At 43.7% G+C, this 19113-nt stretch carries 17 protein-coding genes; 10 read left to right on the plus strand and 7 right to left on the minus strand.

What is annotated here, in order from left to right; all coding sequences use genetic code 11:
* Nucleotides 1–144: 144 nt before the first annotated feature.
* From U0R10_RS11240 to U0R10_RS11250, 3 genes are all read right to left on the minus strand, one after another.
* A complete protein-coding gene (locus U0R10_RS11240; protein ID WP_377984070.1) occupies nucleotides 145–1593 on the minus strand; it encodes an APC family permease in 1449 nt (482 codons plus the stop codon).
* Between the two features lie 63 nt (nucleotides 1594–1656).
* A complete protein-coding gene (secDF, locus tag U0R10_RS11245) occupies nucleotides 1657–4584 on the minus strand; it encodes a protein translocase subunit SecDF (protein WP_377984071.1) in 2928 nt (975 codons plus the stop codon).
* A 113-nt stretch (nucleotides 4585–4697) separates the two neighbouring features.
* Nucleotides 4698–5024, minus strand: a complete 327-nt coding sequence (locus U0R10_RS11250) for a hypothetical protein (protein WP_377984072.1) — start codon at nucleotides 5022–5024, stop codon at nucleotides 4698–4700.
* Nucleotides 5025–5107: 83 nt separating this feature from the next.
* Between U0R10_RS11250 and nadC the strand changes: the two genes are divergently transcribed.
* Both nadC and nadA read left to right on the plus strand, forming a co-directional pair.
* A complete protein-coding gene (gene nadC, locus U0R10_RS11255) occupies nucleotides 5108–5962 on the plus strand; it encodes a carboxylating nicotinate-nucleotide diphosphorylase (protein ID WP_377984073.1) in 855 nt (284 codons plus the stop codon).
* Nucleotides 5959–6945: a quinolinate synthase NadA gene (gene nadA / locus U0R10_RS11260; protein ID WP_377984074.1), complete on the plus strand. Its 987-nt coding sequence runs from the start codon at nucleotides 5959–5961 to the stop codon at nucleotides 6943–6945. The genes nadC and nadA overlap by 4 nt, the downstream gene beginning before the upstream one ends.
* A gap of 169 nt (nucleotides 6946–7114) precedes the next feature.
* Here nadA and U0R10_RS11265 read toward each other — a convergent pair whose 3' ends face one another.
* Nucleotides 7115–7582 carry a RidA family protein gene (locus U0R10_RS11265; RefSeq protein WP_377984075.1) on the minus strand — a complete coding sequence of 156 codons (468 nt, stop codon included), beginning with the start codon at nucleotides 7580–7582 and terminating at the stop codon, nucleotides 7115–7117.
* On the minus strand, nucleotides 7579–10206 hold the full coding sequence (locus U0R10_RS11270; RefSeq protein ID WP_377984076.1) for an MGH1-like glycoside hydrolase domain-containing protein: 2628 nt from the start codon (nucleotides 10204–10206) through the stop codon (nucleotides 7579–7581). The genes U0R10_RS11265 and U0R10_RS11270 overlap by 4 nt, the downstream gene beginning before the upstream one ends.
* A 147-nt stretch (nucleotides 10207–10353) precedes the next feature.
* On the opposite strand from U0R10_RS11270, the gene U0R10_RS11275 reads away from it, so the two are divergent.
* The 6 genes from U0R10_RS11275 to U0R10_RS11300 all read left to right on the plus strand — a co-directional run bounded on the left by U0R10_RS11275 (nucleotide 10354) and on the right by U0R10_RS11300 (nucleotide 16746).
* On the plus strand, nucleotides 10354–12108 hold the full coding sequence (locus U0R10_RS11275; RefSeq protein ID WP_377984077.1) for a DUF885 domain-containing protein: 1755 nt from the start codon (nucleotides 10354–10356) through the stop codon (nucleotides 12106–12108).
* A gap of 98 nt (nucleotides 12109–12206) precedes the next feature.
* Nucleotides 12207–13172: a GSCFA domain-containing protein gene (locus tag U0R10_RS11280; RefSeq protein WP_377984078.1), complete on the plus strand. Its 966-nt coding sequence runs from the start codon at nucleotides 12207–12209 to the stop codon at nucleotides 13170–13172.
* Between the two features lie 42 nt (nucleotides 13173–13214).
* The gene (locus U0R10_RS11285) at nucleotides 13215–14285 is read left to right on the plus strand and encodes an Mrp/NBP35 family ATP-binding protein (protein WP_377984079.1); all 1071 of its coding nucleotides are present in this window, start codon (nucleotides 13215–13217) and stop codon (nucleotides 14283–14285) included.
* A gap of 4 nt (nucleotides 14286–14289) precedes the next feature.
* Nucleotides 14290–14535, plus strand: a complete 246-nt coding sequence (locus U0R10_RS11290; protein WP_377984080.1) for a NifU family protein — start codon at nucleotides 14290–14292, stop codon at nucleotides 14533–14535.
* Nucleotides 14532–16223: a D-alanine--D-alanine ligase family protein gene (locus tag U0R10_RS11295; protein WP_377984081.1), complete on the plus strand. Its 1692-nt coding sequence runs from the start codon at nucleotides 14532–14534 to the stop codon at nucleotides 16221–16223. The genes U0R10_RS11290 and U0R10_RS11295 overlap by 4 nt, the downstream gene beginning before the upstream one ends.
* 1 nt (nucleotide 16224) lies before the next feature.
* The gene (locus U0R10_RS11300; RefSeq protein ID WP_377984082.1) at nucleotides 16225–16746 is read left to right on the plus strand and encodes a YfiT family bacillithiol transferase; all 522 of its coding nucleotides are present in this window, start codon (nucleotides 16225–16227) and stop codon (nucleotides 16744–16746) included.
* A gap of 189 nt (nucleotides 16747–16935) precedes the next feature.
* On the opposite strand, the gene U0R10_RS11305 is transcribed toward U0R10_RS11300, so the two are convergent.
* Nucleotides 16936–17382, minus strand: coding sequence for a SixA phosphatase family protein (locus U0R10_RS11305; RefSeq protein ID WP_377984083.1), 447 nt, complete (start codon nucleotides 17380–17382; stop codon nucleotides 16936–16938).
* Nucleotides 17379–17897 (minus strand): gamma carbonic anhydrase family protein, encoded by a 519-nt coding sequence (locus U0R10_RS11310; RefSeq protein WP_377984084.1) that lies wholly within the window; start codon nucleotides 17895–17897, stop codon nucleotides 17379–17381. Before U0R10_RS11310 ends, U0R10_RS11305 begins: the two co-directional genes overlap by 4 nt.
* 16 nt (nucleotides 17898–17913) lie before the next feature.
* On the opposite strand from U0R10_RS11310, the gene U0R10_RS11315 reads away from it, so the two are divergent.
* On the plus strand, nucleotides 17914–18441 hold the full coding sequence (locus U0R10_RS11315) for a class I SAM-dependent methyltransferase (protein ID WP_377984085.1): 528 nt from the start codon (nucleotides 17914–17916) through the stop codon (nucleotides 18439–18441).
* Between the two features lie 50 nt (nucleotides 18442–18491).
* Nucleotides 18492–19103: a uridine kinase gene (gene udk, locus U0R10_RS11320; RefSeq protein WP_377984093.1), complete on the plus strand. Its 612-nt coding sequence runs from the start codon at nucleotides 18492–18494 to the stop codon at nucleotides 19101–19103.
* Nucleotides 19104–19113: the final 10 nt, after the last annotated feature.

The raw sequence follows: 19113 nt of genomic DNA on the forward strand, positions 1-19113 counted from the left end.
AATCGGCGCACAAAGCGCCTCAACCTTTGGCAATCCTAAAAGGTTTGCCAAAGAGGCTTCGCGCTTCGCCAAAGAAAAAAACACCCCAAAGGTTTACCAAAGAGTACCCACAAAAAAAAAGCCCCTGCATCAGGGGCTTTTTCATTACTCTCTCGTATTCAAGTGCGACTTCGGTCGGCCGTACAAGAAGTAGACCACTAAACCGAACACCAACCACGCTAATGCGAAGACCTGTGCTGTCCGACCTAAATTTAAAATCAAAAAGGTATTCACAAGGATTCCCAAAGGAGCCACAATGTTTAACCCAGAAACCTTGAATGGACGATCACGATTCGGATCACGGAAACGCAAAATCCATACCGCTAAACAAACCATCGTAAAGGCAAATAGTGTACCAAAACTGGTCATATCACCCAATAAAGAAATTGGTGTGAAACCTGCAACAACCGATACCACCGCGCCTACTAAAATCGTCGATTTCCAAGGAGTCTTAAGCGTAGGATGAACCTCAGCGAAGAACTTTGGCAATAAACCATCTTTTGCCATGCCTAAGAAGACACGTGTTTGGCCTAACATCATCACCAACATCACCGAAAGCAAACCTGCCGTCGCTGCCGCTGTAATCACGAATACCGCCCAAGGCTGACCCGCTACATCAAATGCATACGCTACTGGCGCCTTTAAAGCATCCCCCGTGATATCCTTGTAATTCAACATACCCGTTAATACCAAGGAAACTGCGATATATAAAACCGTACAAATCAATAGAGACGCAATGATCGCAAATGGCATATCTTTCTTCGGATTAATCGCCTCACCCGCTTGTGTCGACACCGCATCGAATCCAATGTAGGCAAAGAAAATCGCAGACGCACCCGAGATGATACCACCCCATCCATACGCTGGCAACATTTCACCGTTCTCATGCTTCACTAAAGTCTCCTCAGGAATGAAAGGAGTCCAGTTCGCAACATCGATGTAAAAAGCTCCCATAATGATCACAAACAAGATCACGGCTACTTTCAAAATAACAATTAAGTTATTCGCACTTGCTGCTTCTTTGATACCTCGAACTAAAATCCAAGTCACAAACCAGACAATCACCAAGGCTGGCAAATTCACCGCTGCTCCCCCAAATGACACAGGGTCATTCGTTAAATTCGCCGGTAAATGAATCCCAAAGAGATGTAAAAGCTTATTGAAATAACCAGACCACGATACGGCAACGGTCATCGCTCCCATGGCATATTCGAGGATTAATCCCCAACCAATAATCCAAGCAAATAATTCACCTACCGTTCCATACGCATACGCATACGCGCTACCTTCTACCGGTAACATCGCTGCAAATTCCGCGTAACAAAGTGCGGCAAAAATACAGCCGATACCCGCAATAATAAATGAAATAGCTAATGCTGGTCCCGCATGAAAATGGGCTGCTGTTCCTGTTAATACAAAAACACCACCACCGATAATCGCACCGATACCAATCGCCGTTAGGCTCCATTTCCCTAATACGCGTTTGAGCTCACTTTTTTGCATGTCTTGCTCAAACATGTGCATGGGTTTCTTTCTCCAAATACTGTTGTCCATAGTCAATTAATTTAATGAAAAAGTAAAATGCCGGTCACTCTTTCAAGCAACCGGCATATGTCCTTATTTCTTTGGTTTAGATGATGTTCCTAAGTCAATTACAATAGGCGCCGCCACAAAAATAGACGAATATGCACCAAACACAACCCCGATAAACATGGCAAACGAGAAGCCACGTAATACATCACCTCCGAAGAACAACAACACCGTTACTACTAAGAATACCGTTGTTGCCGTCATCACCGTACGTGACATCGTGTGGTTAATCGACTCGTTAATTGTTTTGATCATCAAGGCCTTATTACCCAAATCTGGATTCACACCAATCTCCTCACGAATACGGTCAAATACAACCACCGTGTCATTGATTGAATAACCGATAACGGTTAACACGGCTGCAATGAATACTTGGTCAACTTCCAATTCAAATCCGAATAAACGAACGATACCCACCATACCCAATACCACTAAGGTATCGTGTAACAAGGCAACAATACCGCCCAATGAATACTGCCATTTACGGAAACGAATCAAGATGTAAATAAAGATGGCAATCAATGCATAGAAGATTGATACAAAAGATTGCATCAAAATATCATCCGCAACGGTCGCACCTACTTTCGATTCAGAAACAACTTTAGGCGCTGCTGATGCGAAGTCTTTCAATCCAGTTTCCAATGCCGTACGCACCGTGTTATTCGCAGTGATAGACTCATCTTCAACTAAGTAAGATGTAGTTACTTTCAATTTCGTATCACCGTTGAAGGTCTTCACCTCAACACCTTTTCCACCGAAATCATCTGCCAAAGCTTCCTTCACTTTGTCTGTAGGCACCGCTTGAGTAAACTCAACGACATACGAACGACCTCCTTTAAAGTCAACACCCAAGTTGAAACCACCTTGCATAAATACGACAATCGCTCCTGCAGCAATTAATCCCCAAGAGAACCAGTATGAATACTTACGCTTTCCAATGAAATCAAAATTCATGCCTTTGAACAAATCACGTGAGATAAATGTCTCAAACGTCATATCCTTCTCCTTACCTGCTTTGATTGCACGTTTTGCCATCCACTCCACAAGGATGTGTGAAATATATACGGCTGTAAATACCGACGTAACCAAACCAATACAAAGTGTTACACCAAATCCTTTTACCGAACCTGATCCGAAAATGATTAAGATAACACCAATCAAAATCGTCGTGATATTACCATCCAAAATCGCACTTAATGCTTTCTCGTAACCTACATTGATGGCATCCAACAAGCCTTTACCTGAACGTAACTCTTCACGAATACGCTCATTAATAAGTACGTTGGCATCCACCGCCATACCCAAGGTCAACACGATACCGGCGATACCTGGTAAAGTCAAAGCTGCTTGGATTTGTACTAATACGCCTGCAATAAAGAATACGTTGAAGAATAAGGCCAAATTAGCCATCCAACCTGGAGATCCATAGTAACCTACCATGAACACAATTACTAATACCAAGCCTAACAACATCGACATATATCCTTGGTTGATTGCCTCCGCACCCAATGATGGACCTACGAATGCATCTTCCACGATACGCGTTGGCGCTGGTAATTTACCCGCCTTCAATACGTTGGCTAAATCTTTTGCCTCCTCCACCGTGAAGCTACCTGAGATCGAAGAACGACCACCTGGAATCTCACCGTTGATAACCGGAGCAGAATACACATAACCGTCTAGCACGATTGCAATGCGACGACCGATGTTCGCGCCTGTCAAGTTTTTCCAAATACGTGCACCCGTTCCGTTCATGGACATGGTTACTTCAGCACGACCTGTTTGGTCAAAATCTTGTGCCGCATCTGTGATGACATCACCTTCCAATGGAGCCTTTTGGCCTTCCGCTTGCTTCAATGCTTCTAAAGATAAAATCTCATCTCCGTTCGTTGCCGGAATTCCTTTAGCCGCCCAAGCAAACTTTAAATTTGCTGGGAAGAATGCTCTCACATCCGCACGACGGAATAAAGCGTTCACACGTGCTGTATCTTTAACATACACACCAATACCGTTTCCAGTTTGAACGAATAATTTCGACAAAGCTGAACCTGTACTTGTATCCGCTTTTGCTTTCCCAGCTGAATCTTTCGCTGGAGCTGCTAATTGAGACGCCAATGCATTTGCAGTCGTATCTTTCGCTGCTGGAGTTGCTGCTGTTGCTGCTACTGCTGGAGCCTTTGCTTCGCGATCTAAAATAGCACCTAAGGCATTTAAACCTCCACCGTATTCGTTCAATTCATAACACTCAACAAATTCTAATTTCGCTGCACCTGATAATAATTTACGTGCACGCTCAGGATTTTCTACACCTGGTAATTCAACTTGAATACGGTTAGAACCTGGTAAACGCTGGATGTTTGGATTTGCAACACCAAACTTGTCAATACGTGCTTGGATAATCTTGTAAACGCGATCCACCGCACCGTCAATCTCTCCATCAATCACACGCTTCACTTGTGAATCCGTTGACGTAGATGAAATTTTTCCACGATTCACAGAATTTGAGAACACAGAAGCCAAAGTTTGATTTGGAGCAATACGAGCGAATGCCTCATAAAACAACTCGTTGAACGATGACGTCGACGTTGCTTGTGCAGCACTTGCTTCTGCCAAAGCCTTCTCGAAGTTTGGATCGTTTGATTGTCCTGAAAGTGCACGCAAGATTTCTACTGGAGAAACTTCTAATACCGCGTGTAAACCACCTTCTAAGTCAAGACCTTTTTGCAAGGCATATTGAGTAACTTCTTGTAACGTATATCCGATGTAAACCGGTTGCTTCCAAAGGGAATCAATGAAATGTAAACGCTTCGCAGCATCCACTTTGCCATCGGCAGTAGTGGCATACTTAATAGCTTGTTCTTTTAATTGGTTTGACTTCCATGTAAATGATAGGAAGAAAATACACAGGGCTGAAATAATGGTAGACAGCCAAATAATGGCACTTTTGTAACGCATAACTTTAAATTAAATGGTAAATAATAAATTGTAAATATTCTATTGGACGTTAGACGTTAGACAATAGACTTCTGACCACTGACCACTTATAACTGGTCACTGACCACTGCCTTTCAGGGCGCCAGCGTGGCTATAAATTGAGTTAATAAGATGCGCATGAACTGCGTCCGATGAATAACAGACGGCAATTTAATCGCTAATTGAGGAGCTAGCGCCGAGAAAATCTGAACACTCGGGAAGACAAAATCTTGTGGAAAATCAACGTTCGTGCTGGAGCTTGCTTGGTATACATGTTGCTCAGCTACCTGAAACGTCTTTTGATGTTTTTCTGTTTTTACCTGCGCATCATCTGCTTTTACCAAGGAAATTGGCTTTGCCACGAGCCAAAAAAGCACGGGCATAAACAAAATCAAATGAAAAAACTGAACCTTCTTTTGCATGATAGGGAGCAAAAATAGGATAATTTTCTCAGAAATCAATTCCGATGGGAATTTTCGTAAATTTGCCTCTCCAAAATCATACCATGTTCAATTATTTAGAACCATCCTATCTACATGCATTTATCCAATCGGCTTTAGCTGAGGATATCGGATCCGGAGATCACACTTCATTGTCCACCGTTCCTGCAGAGGCAAAAGGGGCGGCTCAATTGCTTGTGAAGGACCGAGGGGTAATGGCCGGTGTGGAATTATCTCTGCTGATTTTCAAGGAAGTAGATCCGGCTTTACAAGTTAATGTATTCATTCAGGATGGTACATGGATCGAACCAGGCCAAATCGTTTTAGAGGTTTCTGGTTCCTCTCAATCCATTCTAAAAGCGGAGCGTTTGGTATTAAACTGCATGCAGCGCATGTCGGGAATAGCGACCAAAACGCGTTCTATGGTACAAATATTGGAAGGTACACGGGCCAAATTATTGGATACGCGCAAGACGACGCCCAACTTCCGTTTGGCGGAAAAATGGGCCTGCAAGATTGGTGGAGCGGTGAATCACCGCTATGGTTTATTTGACATGATTCTTATTAAAGATAACCATGTTGATTTTGCAGGTGGGATAAAAGATGCGTTAGAAAAAGCATTCGCTTACAATGCGCAATTACCTAATCCACTCCCAGTTGAAATCGAAGTGCGCAATGAAGCAGAATTAGATGAGGTTTTGGCCATCGGTGGTGTGCAACGAATCATGCTCGACAACTTTAGTCCGGAACGCCTCCGCGCCGCCATCCGAAAAATTGACGGTCGGTTCGTCACCGAAGCCTCCGGCGGAATCAATGAAACTACACTACGCGCCTATGGTGAAACAGGCGTTGATTATATCTCGGTAGGTGCCCTTACGCACCAAATGAAAAGTTTAGACCTTAGCCTTAAAGCGAAATGAATTTAGTAGACGAAGCACAAGCTGTTGGGTATATCGCCCGCTCTACCCCGAAAGGTGTCGAATTGATTACAGAAATCCAGCGCCTGAAAAAGGAGAAAAACGCGGTGATTTTAGCGCATTACTATGTGGATGGTGAGATTCAGGAATTGGCCGACTATGTAGGCGATTCACTCGGTTTGTCCCAAGCCGCTGAAAAAACAGAGGCCGATTTAATCGTCTTTTGTGGCGTTCATTTTATGGGCGAAACAGCTAAAATCTTGAACCCTACAAAAAAGGTGGTAGTTCCTGATTTCAACGCGGGATGTTCTTTAGCGGATTCGGTACCGGTTGCGGAATTTGTGGCGTTAAAAGCGGCACATCCAGATGCGATTGTTGTTTCGTACATCAACTGCTCTGCCGATATCAAGGCGATGACCGACATCATTTGCACCTCATCCAATGCCGTTCAAATCGTCGAGTCTATTCCAGCGGATCGTGAAATCATCTTTGCACCCGATGCAAATTTAGGTCGCTACGTGGCACATAAAACCGGTCGGAATTTAATTCTTTGGGAAGGCGCTTGCATGGTGCACATCGACATTTCATTAGAGAAATTAAACACCCTGAAAAAGGAATATCCGGATGCGTTATTGATCGCCCACCCGGAATGCAAGGAAGTGATTTTAAAAGAGGCTGATTATGTTGGCTCGACTACTGCCTTATTAAAATTCGTAGAAACCTCTCCCAATTCAACTTTCATCGTTGCAACGGAAGCTGGCATCATGCACAAAATGAAGCAAGCGGTTCCGCACAAACATTTGATTCCGGCGCCGGCCAACGAGCAAAATACATGTGCTTGTTCCGAATGCCCCTACATGAAAATGAATACGCTGGAGAAGTTGTACAATGCTTTGTACTACGAACTACCTGAAATCAACTTAGAAGAATCCATCCGCGTTCCGGCCTATAAGGCCATGAAAAGGATGCTGGAAATTAGTCAATAGACGTTGGACTGTGGCCCTTTGGCAAACCTTTTAGGATTGCCAAAGGTTGAGATGCGCAGCATCGATTCCTAAACATGAGATTAAACCTCAGGCTGAAGTCTGGGAAATCGGTGCAGAAAAGCGCCTCAAACTTTGGCAATGCTGTAAGCTTTGCCAAAGAGACTAGCGACTAACTCGCTAGCTCAAACATCGCCTCAATCTCCACCGGAATATTATCTGGCAGTGTTCCCATCCCAACCGCGGAACGAACACCGATGCCATGTTCCTCTCCCCAAACTTTGGCAAACAATTCCGAACAGCCATTGATCACATAGGGATGACGCAAAAAATCATCCGTCGCATTGACCATGCCTAATACTTTAATGACACGTTTTATGCGATTCAATGAGCCCAATTGAGCCTTTAGCGTCGCCAATATCGTCAGTCCGACTTGTTGGGCCGCTAATTTCCCCGCCTCAATATCCATATCGGCACCGATCCGACCAATAATCAAGGATGCATCCGGCAAAACAGGTCCGTGTCCGGAAACATAATAAAATTCCCCTACCTGCAAACCGGGCTTGTAAACGCCCAAAGGTTTAGGAGCAGGAGGTAAAACAAGGCCTAAGGCCGCAAATCTTTCTTCTGGAGTACTCATGATTTGGTATGTAATTGTCTAATAATTTCAGCGATTAAGCCGGTCCAGCCTGTTTGGTGGTTTGCCCCTAAGCCCTTGCCCGTATCACCATCAAAATATTCAAAGAATAAATGAGAGTCCTCATGCAATTTTTCATGGCCATCATACATAGGCACGACGCCTTTGGCGTTGGGAATAAACATGGCCAACAACCTTTTGGAAACACCTTCGGCGGCGTCTTTGATGTTCATCATCTCGCCAGAATTCGTTGGAAATTCTACTTCATAATCCGTCCCATAATAAGCTGAAAACTTACTCAAGGAGTCTAGAATTAAGTAATTCATCGGAAACCAGATCGGGCCTCGCCAGTTGGAATTTCCACCAAACATATCTCCGGTAGACTCAGCCGGTGTGTAATCCACCTGCAATGTGCCTCCTTCAAAATTGAATTTATAGGGATTTTCTTTGTGGTACTTCGATAGGGTGCGTATGCCGTAGTCCGACAAAAATTCTGTTTCATCAAACATCCGTTTCATGATCATTTTCATACGGTGCCCGCGCAAGATGGACAACAACCGTGTCTCCCCTTTTCCAGGCTCATACCAGCGCGAAATCAAACCTGCCAAATCAGGGCGATTATTCAATACCCATTCCACACGCCGCTTAAATGCAGGCAGTTTCTCAAGCATTTCTGACGTTAAAACCTCAACGGCAAATAAAGGAATCAAGCCCACCATCGAACGCACTTTGAGCAATTCCGCACTACCATCCTCTTTGTGCAACATATCATAATAGAACTGATCATCCTCATCCCACAAATTCAACTTTTCCCCACCGATTGACTGCATAGCTCCTGCAATGTGCAAGAAATGCTCGAAGAATTTGGAAGCCATATCTTGATAAACTGGATTTTCAATCGCAATCTCACAAGCAATACGTAACATATTCAAGCTATACATGGCCATCCAACCGGTACCATCTGCTTGCTCCAAGTGTCCGCCCGTTGGCAATTTCGATGAACGATCAAACACCCCAATATTATCCATACCTAGGAATCCTCCACCAAAGATGTTGTTTCCACCCTCATCTTTCAAATTCACCCACCAGGTGAAATTCAGCAATAATTTATGGAAGATGCGCTCTAAGAAAACGACGTCTCCTTTGCCATTCATCTCCTTGTCGATTTCATACACTTTCCACGTCGCCCATGCATGTACCGGTGGATTCACATCGGAGAAAGACCACTCATACGCAGGAATTTGCCCGTTCGGGTGCATGTAATATTCGCGCAGAATAACGGCTAGTTGGCGCTTAGCAAAATCTGGATCCAACCGGGCCAGAGGCAAGGTATGAAAGGCTAAATCCCAAGCCGCAAACCACGGATACTCCCATTTATCTGGCATGGAAAGAATATTAGCCGCGTACATATGTCGCCAGGTACTATTTCTTCCCTGCCTCCGCGAGGCATCTGGCTTCGGCATCGCTGGATCGCCTTTGATCCACTCAAAGACATTATAGTAATACCATTGCTTCGTCCACAACATGCCAGCATAGGCTTGACGTTGTAGATTTTTTAAATTCGCATCTACTATCCCCGGTTGTAAATCCGCAAAAAAATCATCCGCCTCCTGCTTTCGCAAAGCAAAGATTTCATCAAAATCCGCAAATGGCTCGCGCAATGTTAGATTTGTCAAACGCAATCGGTACACTTTGGTGCCGCCAGCAGGAATCTTATCCGCATATTTAACCGAGGCTTTTGTCCCGATATGATTCGGATTTACCGTGTGCTTATTCTTATTGACAACATATTCATTAATCCCATCTTTGGTAAAATGTGTCAAATTGGGTGAATTGTATAATCGCTGAAAATTGGTTTCGTTTTCACAGAACAAAAATTCATCGGCCTCCTCCGCATAAAGTTTGAAGCGGCCCACAATGCGGTGGTCAATTTCAATAAATGAGTGACCTACGCCGGTCAACAACGGTTTGTAATTGTATTTTTCGTAACCCCAGCACCAGGTATTCCGGTACCAGATAGTTGGCAAAACCGTAATAGGAGCGGCTACCTTTGAGCGATTCACGACGGTTACTTGAATCAAAATATCTTGTTCATCTCCTTTGGCATATTCCATGGAGATATCAAAAAACTCATTATTGTCAAAAATCCCCGTATCCATCAGCTCATATTCGGGCTCATGGCGTGTGCGTTTCCGACTTTCATCAATGAGTTTTTGATAGGGGAAAGTTTGCTGCGGATACTTATACAGCATTTTTTGATAGGAGTGCGTAGGCGTCGAATCCTGGTAGTAATATAGTTCTTTTACATCCTCGCCGTGATTCGATTCACTGCCCGTCAAGCCAAAAAATCGCTCTTTTAAAATATGATCCCGGTGATTCCAAAAAGCAAAAGAGAAACACACATGTTGTTTATTATCTGAAATTCCACCGATTCCCTCCTCACCCCAGCGGTATGCTTTCGAGCGAGCCATGTCGTGCGATATGGTATTCCACGCATTTCCGTCAACTGAATAATCCTCCCGAACCGTGCCCCACTGACGCTCAGTCAAATAAGGACCCCACTTTTTCCAGCCTTTATTATCATTGCGAAGACTTAATCGTTCACGTTCGGCTCCTTGATTGGACATAAATTAAAAATGCTTAGGTGGTATGTGTATACAAGCTACAAATATAAAATTTTTGAGGGAAAAGTAATTTGGAGAAAAAGGACATTTGAAAACCGATGTAGCAGTTCTTCCGCTTTCTCATTATATTCGAAATTCAAAATCAACAACATGAAAAAACTAACCTATTTAATTTGTCTTTTGGCATTTACTGCCTGCCAAAGTGGAGACGCAAAAAAAGAATTGGCCACCCTCGTAGATACCTATTATGAGGAGCAATTAAAGTTGAATCCGGTGGCGGCCACTGCCAACGGTGACAATCGATACAATGATCAACTGAACATCGAATTCACAGATGGACATCGTGCCAAAATCAAGACACTTTTAGAGCAAACGCAAACAAGTTTAGCAAAGATCAATCGCGACAAATTGGACGCCAATGATCAAATCACGTTTGACATATTGAAACGCGACATCGAATTAGGTCTTGAAGGATTGACCTATCCAGACAACTTGATGCCGCTGAATCAGTTTTACGGTTTTCACTTAACCTTTGCGCAACTAGGAAGCGGCTCGGTGATGCAACCATTTGCCACGAAAAAGGATTATGAAAATTGGGAAAAACGGATGCATATCGGGGCAGCCTACATGGACTCTAGCATCGTTTATTTCAAAAGAGGTATCGCGGCAAATGTCGTTTTGCCAAAGGCCTTGGTAGAAAAAGTAATCCCACAATTACAGTCTTTCCAGGTAGTGGACGTTAAAAAAAGCACGTTTTACGGCCCTTTGAACGCTTTTCCAAAAGATTTTACGGAAGCCGACAAAGCTAAGTTCACCCAAGAATATACCCAGATCATCCAGTCGGAAATTATGCCAGCCTATGCGCGTTTGGCACAATTCTTACAAACGGAATACCTGCCTAAGTCGCGGCCAACCACCGGGATATCGGCGATTCCAAACGGAGCAGCTTATTACCAATACTTGATTAAAGTTTTGACGACAACCAATAAACCTGCAGATGAAATTTACCAAACAGGTTTGGCGGAAGTAAAGCGCATTCGGACGGAGATGGAGAAAACAAAGCAGGCGGTAGGCTTCAAGGGGACACTAGCTGAATTCTTTACCCACATGAAAACGGATCCTAGCTTTTATCCATACAAAACGCCAGCAGAGGTTTTGGCCGCTTTTCATGCCATTCACAAAAAGATGGAACCGTCATTGAAAACGATGTTTGGACGTGTACCTAAGACTCCATTTGAGATTCGTCAAACCGAGGCATTCCGTGCCGCATCAGCATCTGCCGAATATTTCCAAGGATCTGAAGATGGTAAAAGACCCGGCATTTTCTATGTACCTATTTTGGATGCGACCAAATTCAATACGACATCAGGCATGGAAAGTTTATTTCTACATGAAGCAATTCCAGGTCACCATTATCAAATTAGTTTACAGCAAGAAAATGGCGATTTGCCGAAATTCCGTCGGTTTGGAGGTAACTCAGCGTATGCAGAAGGATGGGCATTGTATACCGAAAGTTTAGGCAAGGAATTGGGGCTCTATACCGATCCATACCAATACATGGGCGCTTTGGGTGATGAAATGCACCGGGCGATTCGTTTAGTCGTGGACGCTGGAATGCACTCCAAAAATATGACCCGCGAAGAAGCCATCAAGTACATGATGGATAACGAGCCACTGAGCGAAGAAGGTACGATTGCTGAGATTGAGCGTTATATGGCCATCCCAGCGCAAGCCCTTTCCTATAAAATTGGCGCATTGAAAATTCGTGAGATTCGTGAACGCTTGAGCAAGGAATTAGGACCGAAATTCAAATTGTCTGATTTCCATGATGAAATCCTGAAGGATGGCAACATGCCATTGGATGTGATGGAAAACAAGATGAGCCGTTGGGCGAAGAGTTTGTAGGCATTTCGTTTTGATTCCCCAGGCTAAAGCCTGAGGTTATAAATAAAATCCGAAAACAACCACTTTATAACCCCAGGCTTTAGCCTGGGGATTTACCTATGATCAATCTAACCACAACATTTACCATCCCCCGTTCGCCCTATTTGATTCGGCCCAACAGCCGAATTCTTTGTATCGGATCCTGTTTTGCCGAAAACATGGGACAGCGGCTGGCTGATTTACCTTTAGAAGTTTCTAACCAAGCCTTGGGAACGCTGTTTCATCCCTTGAATATTCTAAGAGGCTTGAGTCCACAAACCCTGCAACATTCGGATTTGTATAAACAAGGTCACTTATTTGTCCATCCCGATTTCCATTCGCAATTCATGGGTGAAAATCCAGAAGAGTTTATTACAACATTGACCGAAATCAAAGCAAAGACCTTAACATTTTTAGCTTCAAGTCAATATCTGATTATCACCTGGGGCACTGCCTTTTATTATGAAGATCAGGTGCTGGGTAGGGCGATTGCCAACTGCCATAAACAGCCTGCCAACCGATTCATCAAAAAGCTAAGTACCGTAGATGAAATCTGTTTGGCTTACAAAAATTTCATACTTAAAAATCCACATCTCAAAATTATTATAAGCGTGTCGCCTGTACGACATACACGCGATGGGATGCCGGAAAATGCGGTTTCGAAAGCAACACTTCGATTAGCCGCAGATATCTTAGTGAGCAAATTTCCTGACCAGGTGATGTACTTCCCTGCCTATGAAATTATGCTCGATGAATTACGAGATTATCGTTTTTATCAAACGGATATGATTCATCCGACGGACCAAGCAATTGAATATATCTACAAGCGCTTTAAACAAACACATTTCGAAGATGGCCTGATAGAAATAGCGAAAAGGTGGCAAGAAATGATCGCCACCATTCAACATCGGCCGCATCTTTTGCAATATCCTCAACATTGTGAAATTTTAAGGCGACTCAGAAATGAAATTGAAATGGATCAATCAGGTCTGGATAAGTCCAAGCTTTACGCGAAAATAGACCAGCAAATATTGGCCTTATCTTGATAGAATGACGTATATTTGGCGTTTCAAAGGAAAGCAAGTTATATGGGCGAATTGAGTGTTACGAAAGAGATTATCATCGGTGCCTTAAGCACGGTACAAGAGCCAGATTTAAAAAAGGATTTGGTGACCTTGAATATGATTAAAGATGTGGAATTGGGCGTCGGCGAAGTTCGATTCACCGTTGTTTTAACCACACCAGCCTGTCCTTTAAAAGAAAAAATCCGCAAAGATTGTGAGGATGCCATTCATAATTTGGTCCATCCAGATTTAAAAGTGGTCATCAATATGACTGCGGAAGTAACAACGCTCCAGCAACAAGATCCCTTGATTCCAGGTGTTAAGAATGTGATTGCCGTTGCGTCTGGAAAAGGTGGCGTAGGAAAATCAACTGTTACGGCTAATCTAGCCATGGCCCTTAAAAAGGCTGGTGCCAAAGTAGGTATTTTAGATGCTGACATCTCAGGTCCTTCTATTCCTGTGATGTTTGGCGCAGAAGATATGCAACCCTTGGTGCAAGAAGTGAATGGAAAAAATCGCATTCAGCCGATTAACCAATACGGCATCAAACTCATTTCGATGGGTTTTTTGGCACCTACCGAGAGTCCAGTACCTTGGCGCGGGCCGATGATGACGCAAGCCTTACGTCAGTTTTTTGGCGATACCAACTGGGAAGATTTAGATTATTTACTCATCGATTTACCTCCGGGAACTTCGGATATACATTTGACATTAGTCCAATTGATTAAATTGACCGGTGCCGTTATCGTCACTACACCTCAAAAAGTTGCCTTATCCGATGCGACTAAAGGTTTACAATTTTTCAAGCAGGCAGGAATTAATGTGCCAATTTTGGGATTGGTAGAAAATATGGCTTATTTCACACCGGCTGAATTGCCGCAAAATAAGTATTACTTGTTTGGCCAAGACGGAGGTAAAGCACTTGCTGCGAAATACAATGTACCTTTCTTAGGTGAAGTGCCTTTGGTACAGGCGATTCGTGAAGCAGGTGATTCTGGAAAACCGATCGCCGCAGATAATAGTCCAAGTGCGGAAGCATTTACGTCTATTGCCGCGAGTTTGGCCCAACAAATTGCGATTACTAACGCACAATAACAACATGGAAAATCATCCTTTATACGCGAAAGTTCAAGGTGCACTCGATAGCATTCGTCCCTATTTAGTGGCCGATGGAGGCAATGTCGAGATTGTTGAAATTTCAGAAAACAATGTGTTAAAACTGGCTTTAGTAGGCAATTGCCAATCATGCAATATGTCGGCCATGACCTTTCGTGCGGGAATCGAAGAAGCCATCAAGCGCGAAGTTCCTGAAATAGTTTCCGTGGAAGAAATTAAAGACCTATGATGCGGATTGGAATTTTTTTTGGAGGCCAAGCACGTGAACGCGAAATAAGTTTCGCGGGTGGAAAGACGGCGATGGCGCACATCAATAAAGCATTATTTACGCCTGTTCCGGTCTTTGTAGACGGTTTAGGAAACTTCATATTAATTAAGGAGGAGTTGATTTATCAAGAATCAATTCGGAACTTCTTCCCTCCTGCCAAATACCAAACAGCCCCATTTTCGGTTTACACAGAATCATTGACTGATTTGAGTGACTATGATGCCATGATTGCATCGATTGGCACGAAGATTAGCCCAGCTGAGTTTTCGGCGCAATTTGATTTTGCCTTCATTGCGATGCATGGACCGGGTGCGGAGGATGGCAGCATTCAAGGATTATTAGAATGGTATAACATCCCTTATTCAGGTCCTAGTGTGCTTGGTTCGGCGATTGGAATCGACAAAGCCAAACAAAATCTTTGGTTGGAAAAGAGTGTCGGTTTAGATAAAAAGTATTTTGTGTTGCAGCGCGCTGACTATGAATCTTATGGTCGGGAGACGTTATTTGAACAAGTCAAAAAAGACATTGGCATTCCATTTGTGGCAAAAGCACCGCATCAAGGATCATCGATTGGCTTGGCATTTGTGAAGCAAGATTCATTAGATGATTTTGATCAAGCGATCAAAAAATGTCTATTTATACAAGAGATTCAACGGACGGATTGGTTGACTTATTCGGAGGATGACCAAGTTGCTTTGCTACAAAAAATGGTGAATTTGGATGAGGGGATTGGATTCCCTGTTCGTTTTAATCACCAAATCTATGCGCATCCATCCGCCTTGTTGACAGCTTTACGCGAATACTTTACGCATACGGTAACGAAAGCCAGCATCCATTCGATTCATTCGGAAGATGCAGTCTTATTGGAGGCCTTTGTGAATGGAAATGAATTCAGTTGTGGAGTGATTCAAACGCCTCGTGGTGAGGCAGTTGCACTTCCTCCTACCGAAATTGTCATCGACGAATCGGTTGAAGTATTTGATTTCAATGCCAAATACAAATCAAAATTGACGCGTAAGCGCATCCCAATGGATGCTTCGCTGAGTCATTTGCAACTTATTCAGGAGCAAGTGAAGCAGGCCTTTGATGATTTGGGATTTGGTGTTTGCACGCGCATTGATGGTTTTTTACGTGCGGATGGCGTGATTGTATTACATGATCCCAATACGATTCCAGGGATGTCGCCTTCTTCATTAATCTTCAAACAAATGGCTGAAATAGGCCTTACGGTGACAGATTCTATTACTTATTTCATTCGCCAATCCATTCGGGAGCGTTTACGTACCGGAAAAAATTACCACACTTTCCGGAAATTATTGGAGGGTTTAGATGCTGAAATCAAGAAAGTTTTAGCTGAAAAAGCTTTGCAGACTCCAGTGACGATTGTGATTGATTCGGAGGATTTGGAAGGAAGTTTTGAGTCGGCACGTGCCCAAGCCGCAGCGTTAGCTGCGCAAGGAAATGTTGCGTATCAAGTGGTCATGCCGGTTGAAATGGAAGAAGGGACAGTTGATTATCCTGTTCATGTGGCGCAATTAGCCAAAGAAAGTGGTAAAGAATTTTTTGAAAGTATTCATGCAGGCGTTCACCCACTGATTGCGCATACGCGTCAGGCAGGTGCTGAAATCACTGCTTTTTATACACACTAATATGGAATTAAATCCGTTACAATATCCGATCGGCAAGTTTGCCGCTCCTGAAATCATCACTCCGGCATTGCGTCAGGAATGGATTCAAACCATTGCTGAATTACCTGGCCAACTAGCCGCTTTATTGGACGGGGTAGATGAAACCTTATTAGAAAAACCTTACCGGGAAGGTGGGTGGTCGGCCCGCAAAGTGATTCATCACTTATACGACAGCCACATCAATAGTTACATCCGTTTCAAAATGGCGTTGACGGAGGAAAACCCAACAATCAAACCATACGACGAAAACACGTGGGCGGAGATGCCAGATGGCAATGAAGCTCCAATCGCCTGGTCGATTGAAGGCATCAAATACATTCACTTGCGCTGGGTTTACTTAATGGAAACGATGGATGAGTCGGACTGGTCCCGCACCTATTTTCATCCGGAGAGTGGGATTACCTATCGACTAGATAAAGTATTGGGGATTTATGCGTGGCACTGCGTGCATCATTTGAAGCACATTCAATCAGTATTGAAGTGAGAGGTAAGAGGTAAGAACTAAGAGGTGAATGTTTTACTCTCACCTCTTAACTCTTACTTCTCACTTCTTCTTATGCTTGTTCCACGGTGCCGTGGTATTCCTAGCCATATCGATGGCCAAACCGATCATCAATAGGGTAAATAAAATAATAACCCAGCGGAATATTTTTTGGTTTTTCATCTGTTCTGATTAAGCTTCAAAATGTAATGTAGCGCTGCCTTGGGTAACTTCTTCCCAAGCGTGTAAATTCGGCCACTGCAAATGAACACAATTTGCGGTTTCCATGTTTCGAGTTTCGCCTAAAAAATAGGAGGCGACATAGGAAATCGAAGGATTATGAGCAACCAAGTAAATGACAGGACTTTCTTGTTTAACTAGCTCCTGGACATACTGAGGACCTGTCGCATGGTACCAAAAGGCCGAAAACACCCCTTTTTCATCCGAGAGTACCTCAAACGTTTCACGCGTACGAGCAGCATCCGAAACTAACCAGATTCCTTGAGGCATAGCAGCGTTTTTCAACTTTTGCGCTAAGTCACTGGCTTCTTCAATACCTTGACTGGAAAGTTTCCGAGCTTCGTCGGGACTTGTATATGGTCCCGCATGGGCGTGACGGATGAGGATTAATTCGATCATGATTTGATTAATGGAAATTCACCTGCGGCATGTTTGGCACCCATCTTAATGTAGTGGTCAGCACCGTGTTTTAACGATTCGATCTGCGACTCAGATAAGGTTTTTACCACCTTCGCAGGCGAACCAAGGACCAAGGAATAATCCGGAATTTCCATTCCAGCCGTGACTAAAGCGTGGGCGCCGATGAGGCAACATTTGCCCACTTTGGCACGATTCAACACGGTAGCGTGCATGCCCACTAAGGAGCCTTCGCCGATTTCAGCCCCATGAACAATGGCGGAATGGCCAACGGTTACACGGGCGCCTATGATGGTTTTATCACCTTCATCAGCATGTAAAACGGCATTATCTTGAATGTTGCAGCCGTCACCCAAATGTATTTCCTCAACATCTCCACGGATGACCGCACCGTACCAAATGGACACGTCTTTTCCTATGATCACGCGTCCCATGACGCTCGCTGTGGGTGCAATAAAAATAGCCATCCGTTTCTTTTTTTGCCAAAGATAAACCATTTTGATAATTTGCTACATGAAGAAAAGTTTATATGAAGTTGGCAACTGGTCCCCCACCGATTGCATTTTATCTTTAGGTTGTGGGGCCGCATGGTGGGAAATCAAACAAACTATGGCGCAAGAGGCGGGGGAATTACTTCTATTAGATACCAATAAAGACGTTTTGAATTGGCCTGATTTGGATGAGGCCATCGCCTATTTTGAAGAACAATACGGAAAAAAAGCGACGACCCCTGCATCTATTTTCCATGCGGATGCAGGCCAAATCCCACTCTCAGATGAGACTGCTGATCAAATTTGGCTATTAAATTCGTTGCATGAGCTGGATAACTTGGAGGCTGTTTTAGCCGAAATAGACCGTGTTTTAAAGACAGATGGCTGCGTGATTGTGGAAGAAATCCTGTCGGGAGGCGTGCATGAAGGATGCGGGAAACGATTGTTTACACGTTCGGAAATCGTCGGCCTATTTGCTTCGCATGACTTACATGTTGTGTATGAAGGGTCTAAAGATGAAGAGGCCGACTACATAAAATTCGGCCGATGAGGCTTGATTCCTAGCGATGCTTTTCGCAAATTTGTAGCTTCATGAGCAGCATCGACAAACCTTATATTATTGGAATTACCGGAGGAAGTGCTTCGGGGAAAACGCTATTTTTAAAGCGCCTGATGGAGCAATTCCCGGATGATGACATCTGCTTATTATCACAGGATAATTATTATCGGCCGATAGAGCATCAGACTAAAGACCACAATGGTATCGAGAATTTCGATTTACCTGGGGCCATTGATGATGAGGCATTCGCTGCAGATATTGAGAAATTACGTGCAGGTGAGGTCGTTTCGCGCGCGGAATACACCTTCAATAATTCCACGAAAGTCCCCGACATGTTACATTTTTACCCCCGCAAAATATTAGTTGTGGAGGGTATTTTTGTGTTTCATTTTCCGGATGTGGCACGCTTATTAGATCTTAAAATCTTCATTGACGCTAAAGATAAAATCAAACTGGAGCGTCGGATCAAACGCGATAATGAAGAGCGTGGCTATGACTTACAAGATGTGATGTATCGCTGGAAATACCATGTCAAACCTACGTACGAGCAATATATTAGACCACACAAACGCTTATGTGATATCGTTATTCCAAACAACGATCATTTCGAAAAAGGCCTAGAAGTGATTGTTCACTTTTTACGCGGCCGGTAGGAGACCTGGC

Origin of the sequence: Aquirufa avitistagni, assembly GCF_042715545.1 — a bacterium.
In the GTDB taxonomy this organism is placed as follows: domain Bacteria; phylum Bacteroidota; class Bacteroidia; order Cytophagales; family Spirosomataceae; genus Aquirufa; species Aquirufa avitistagni.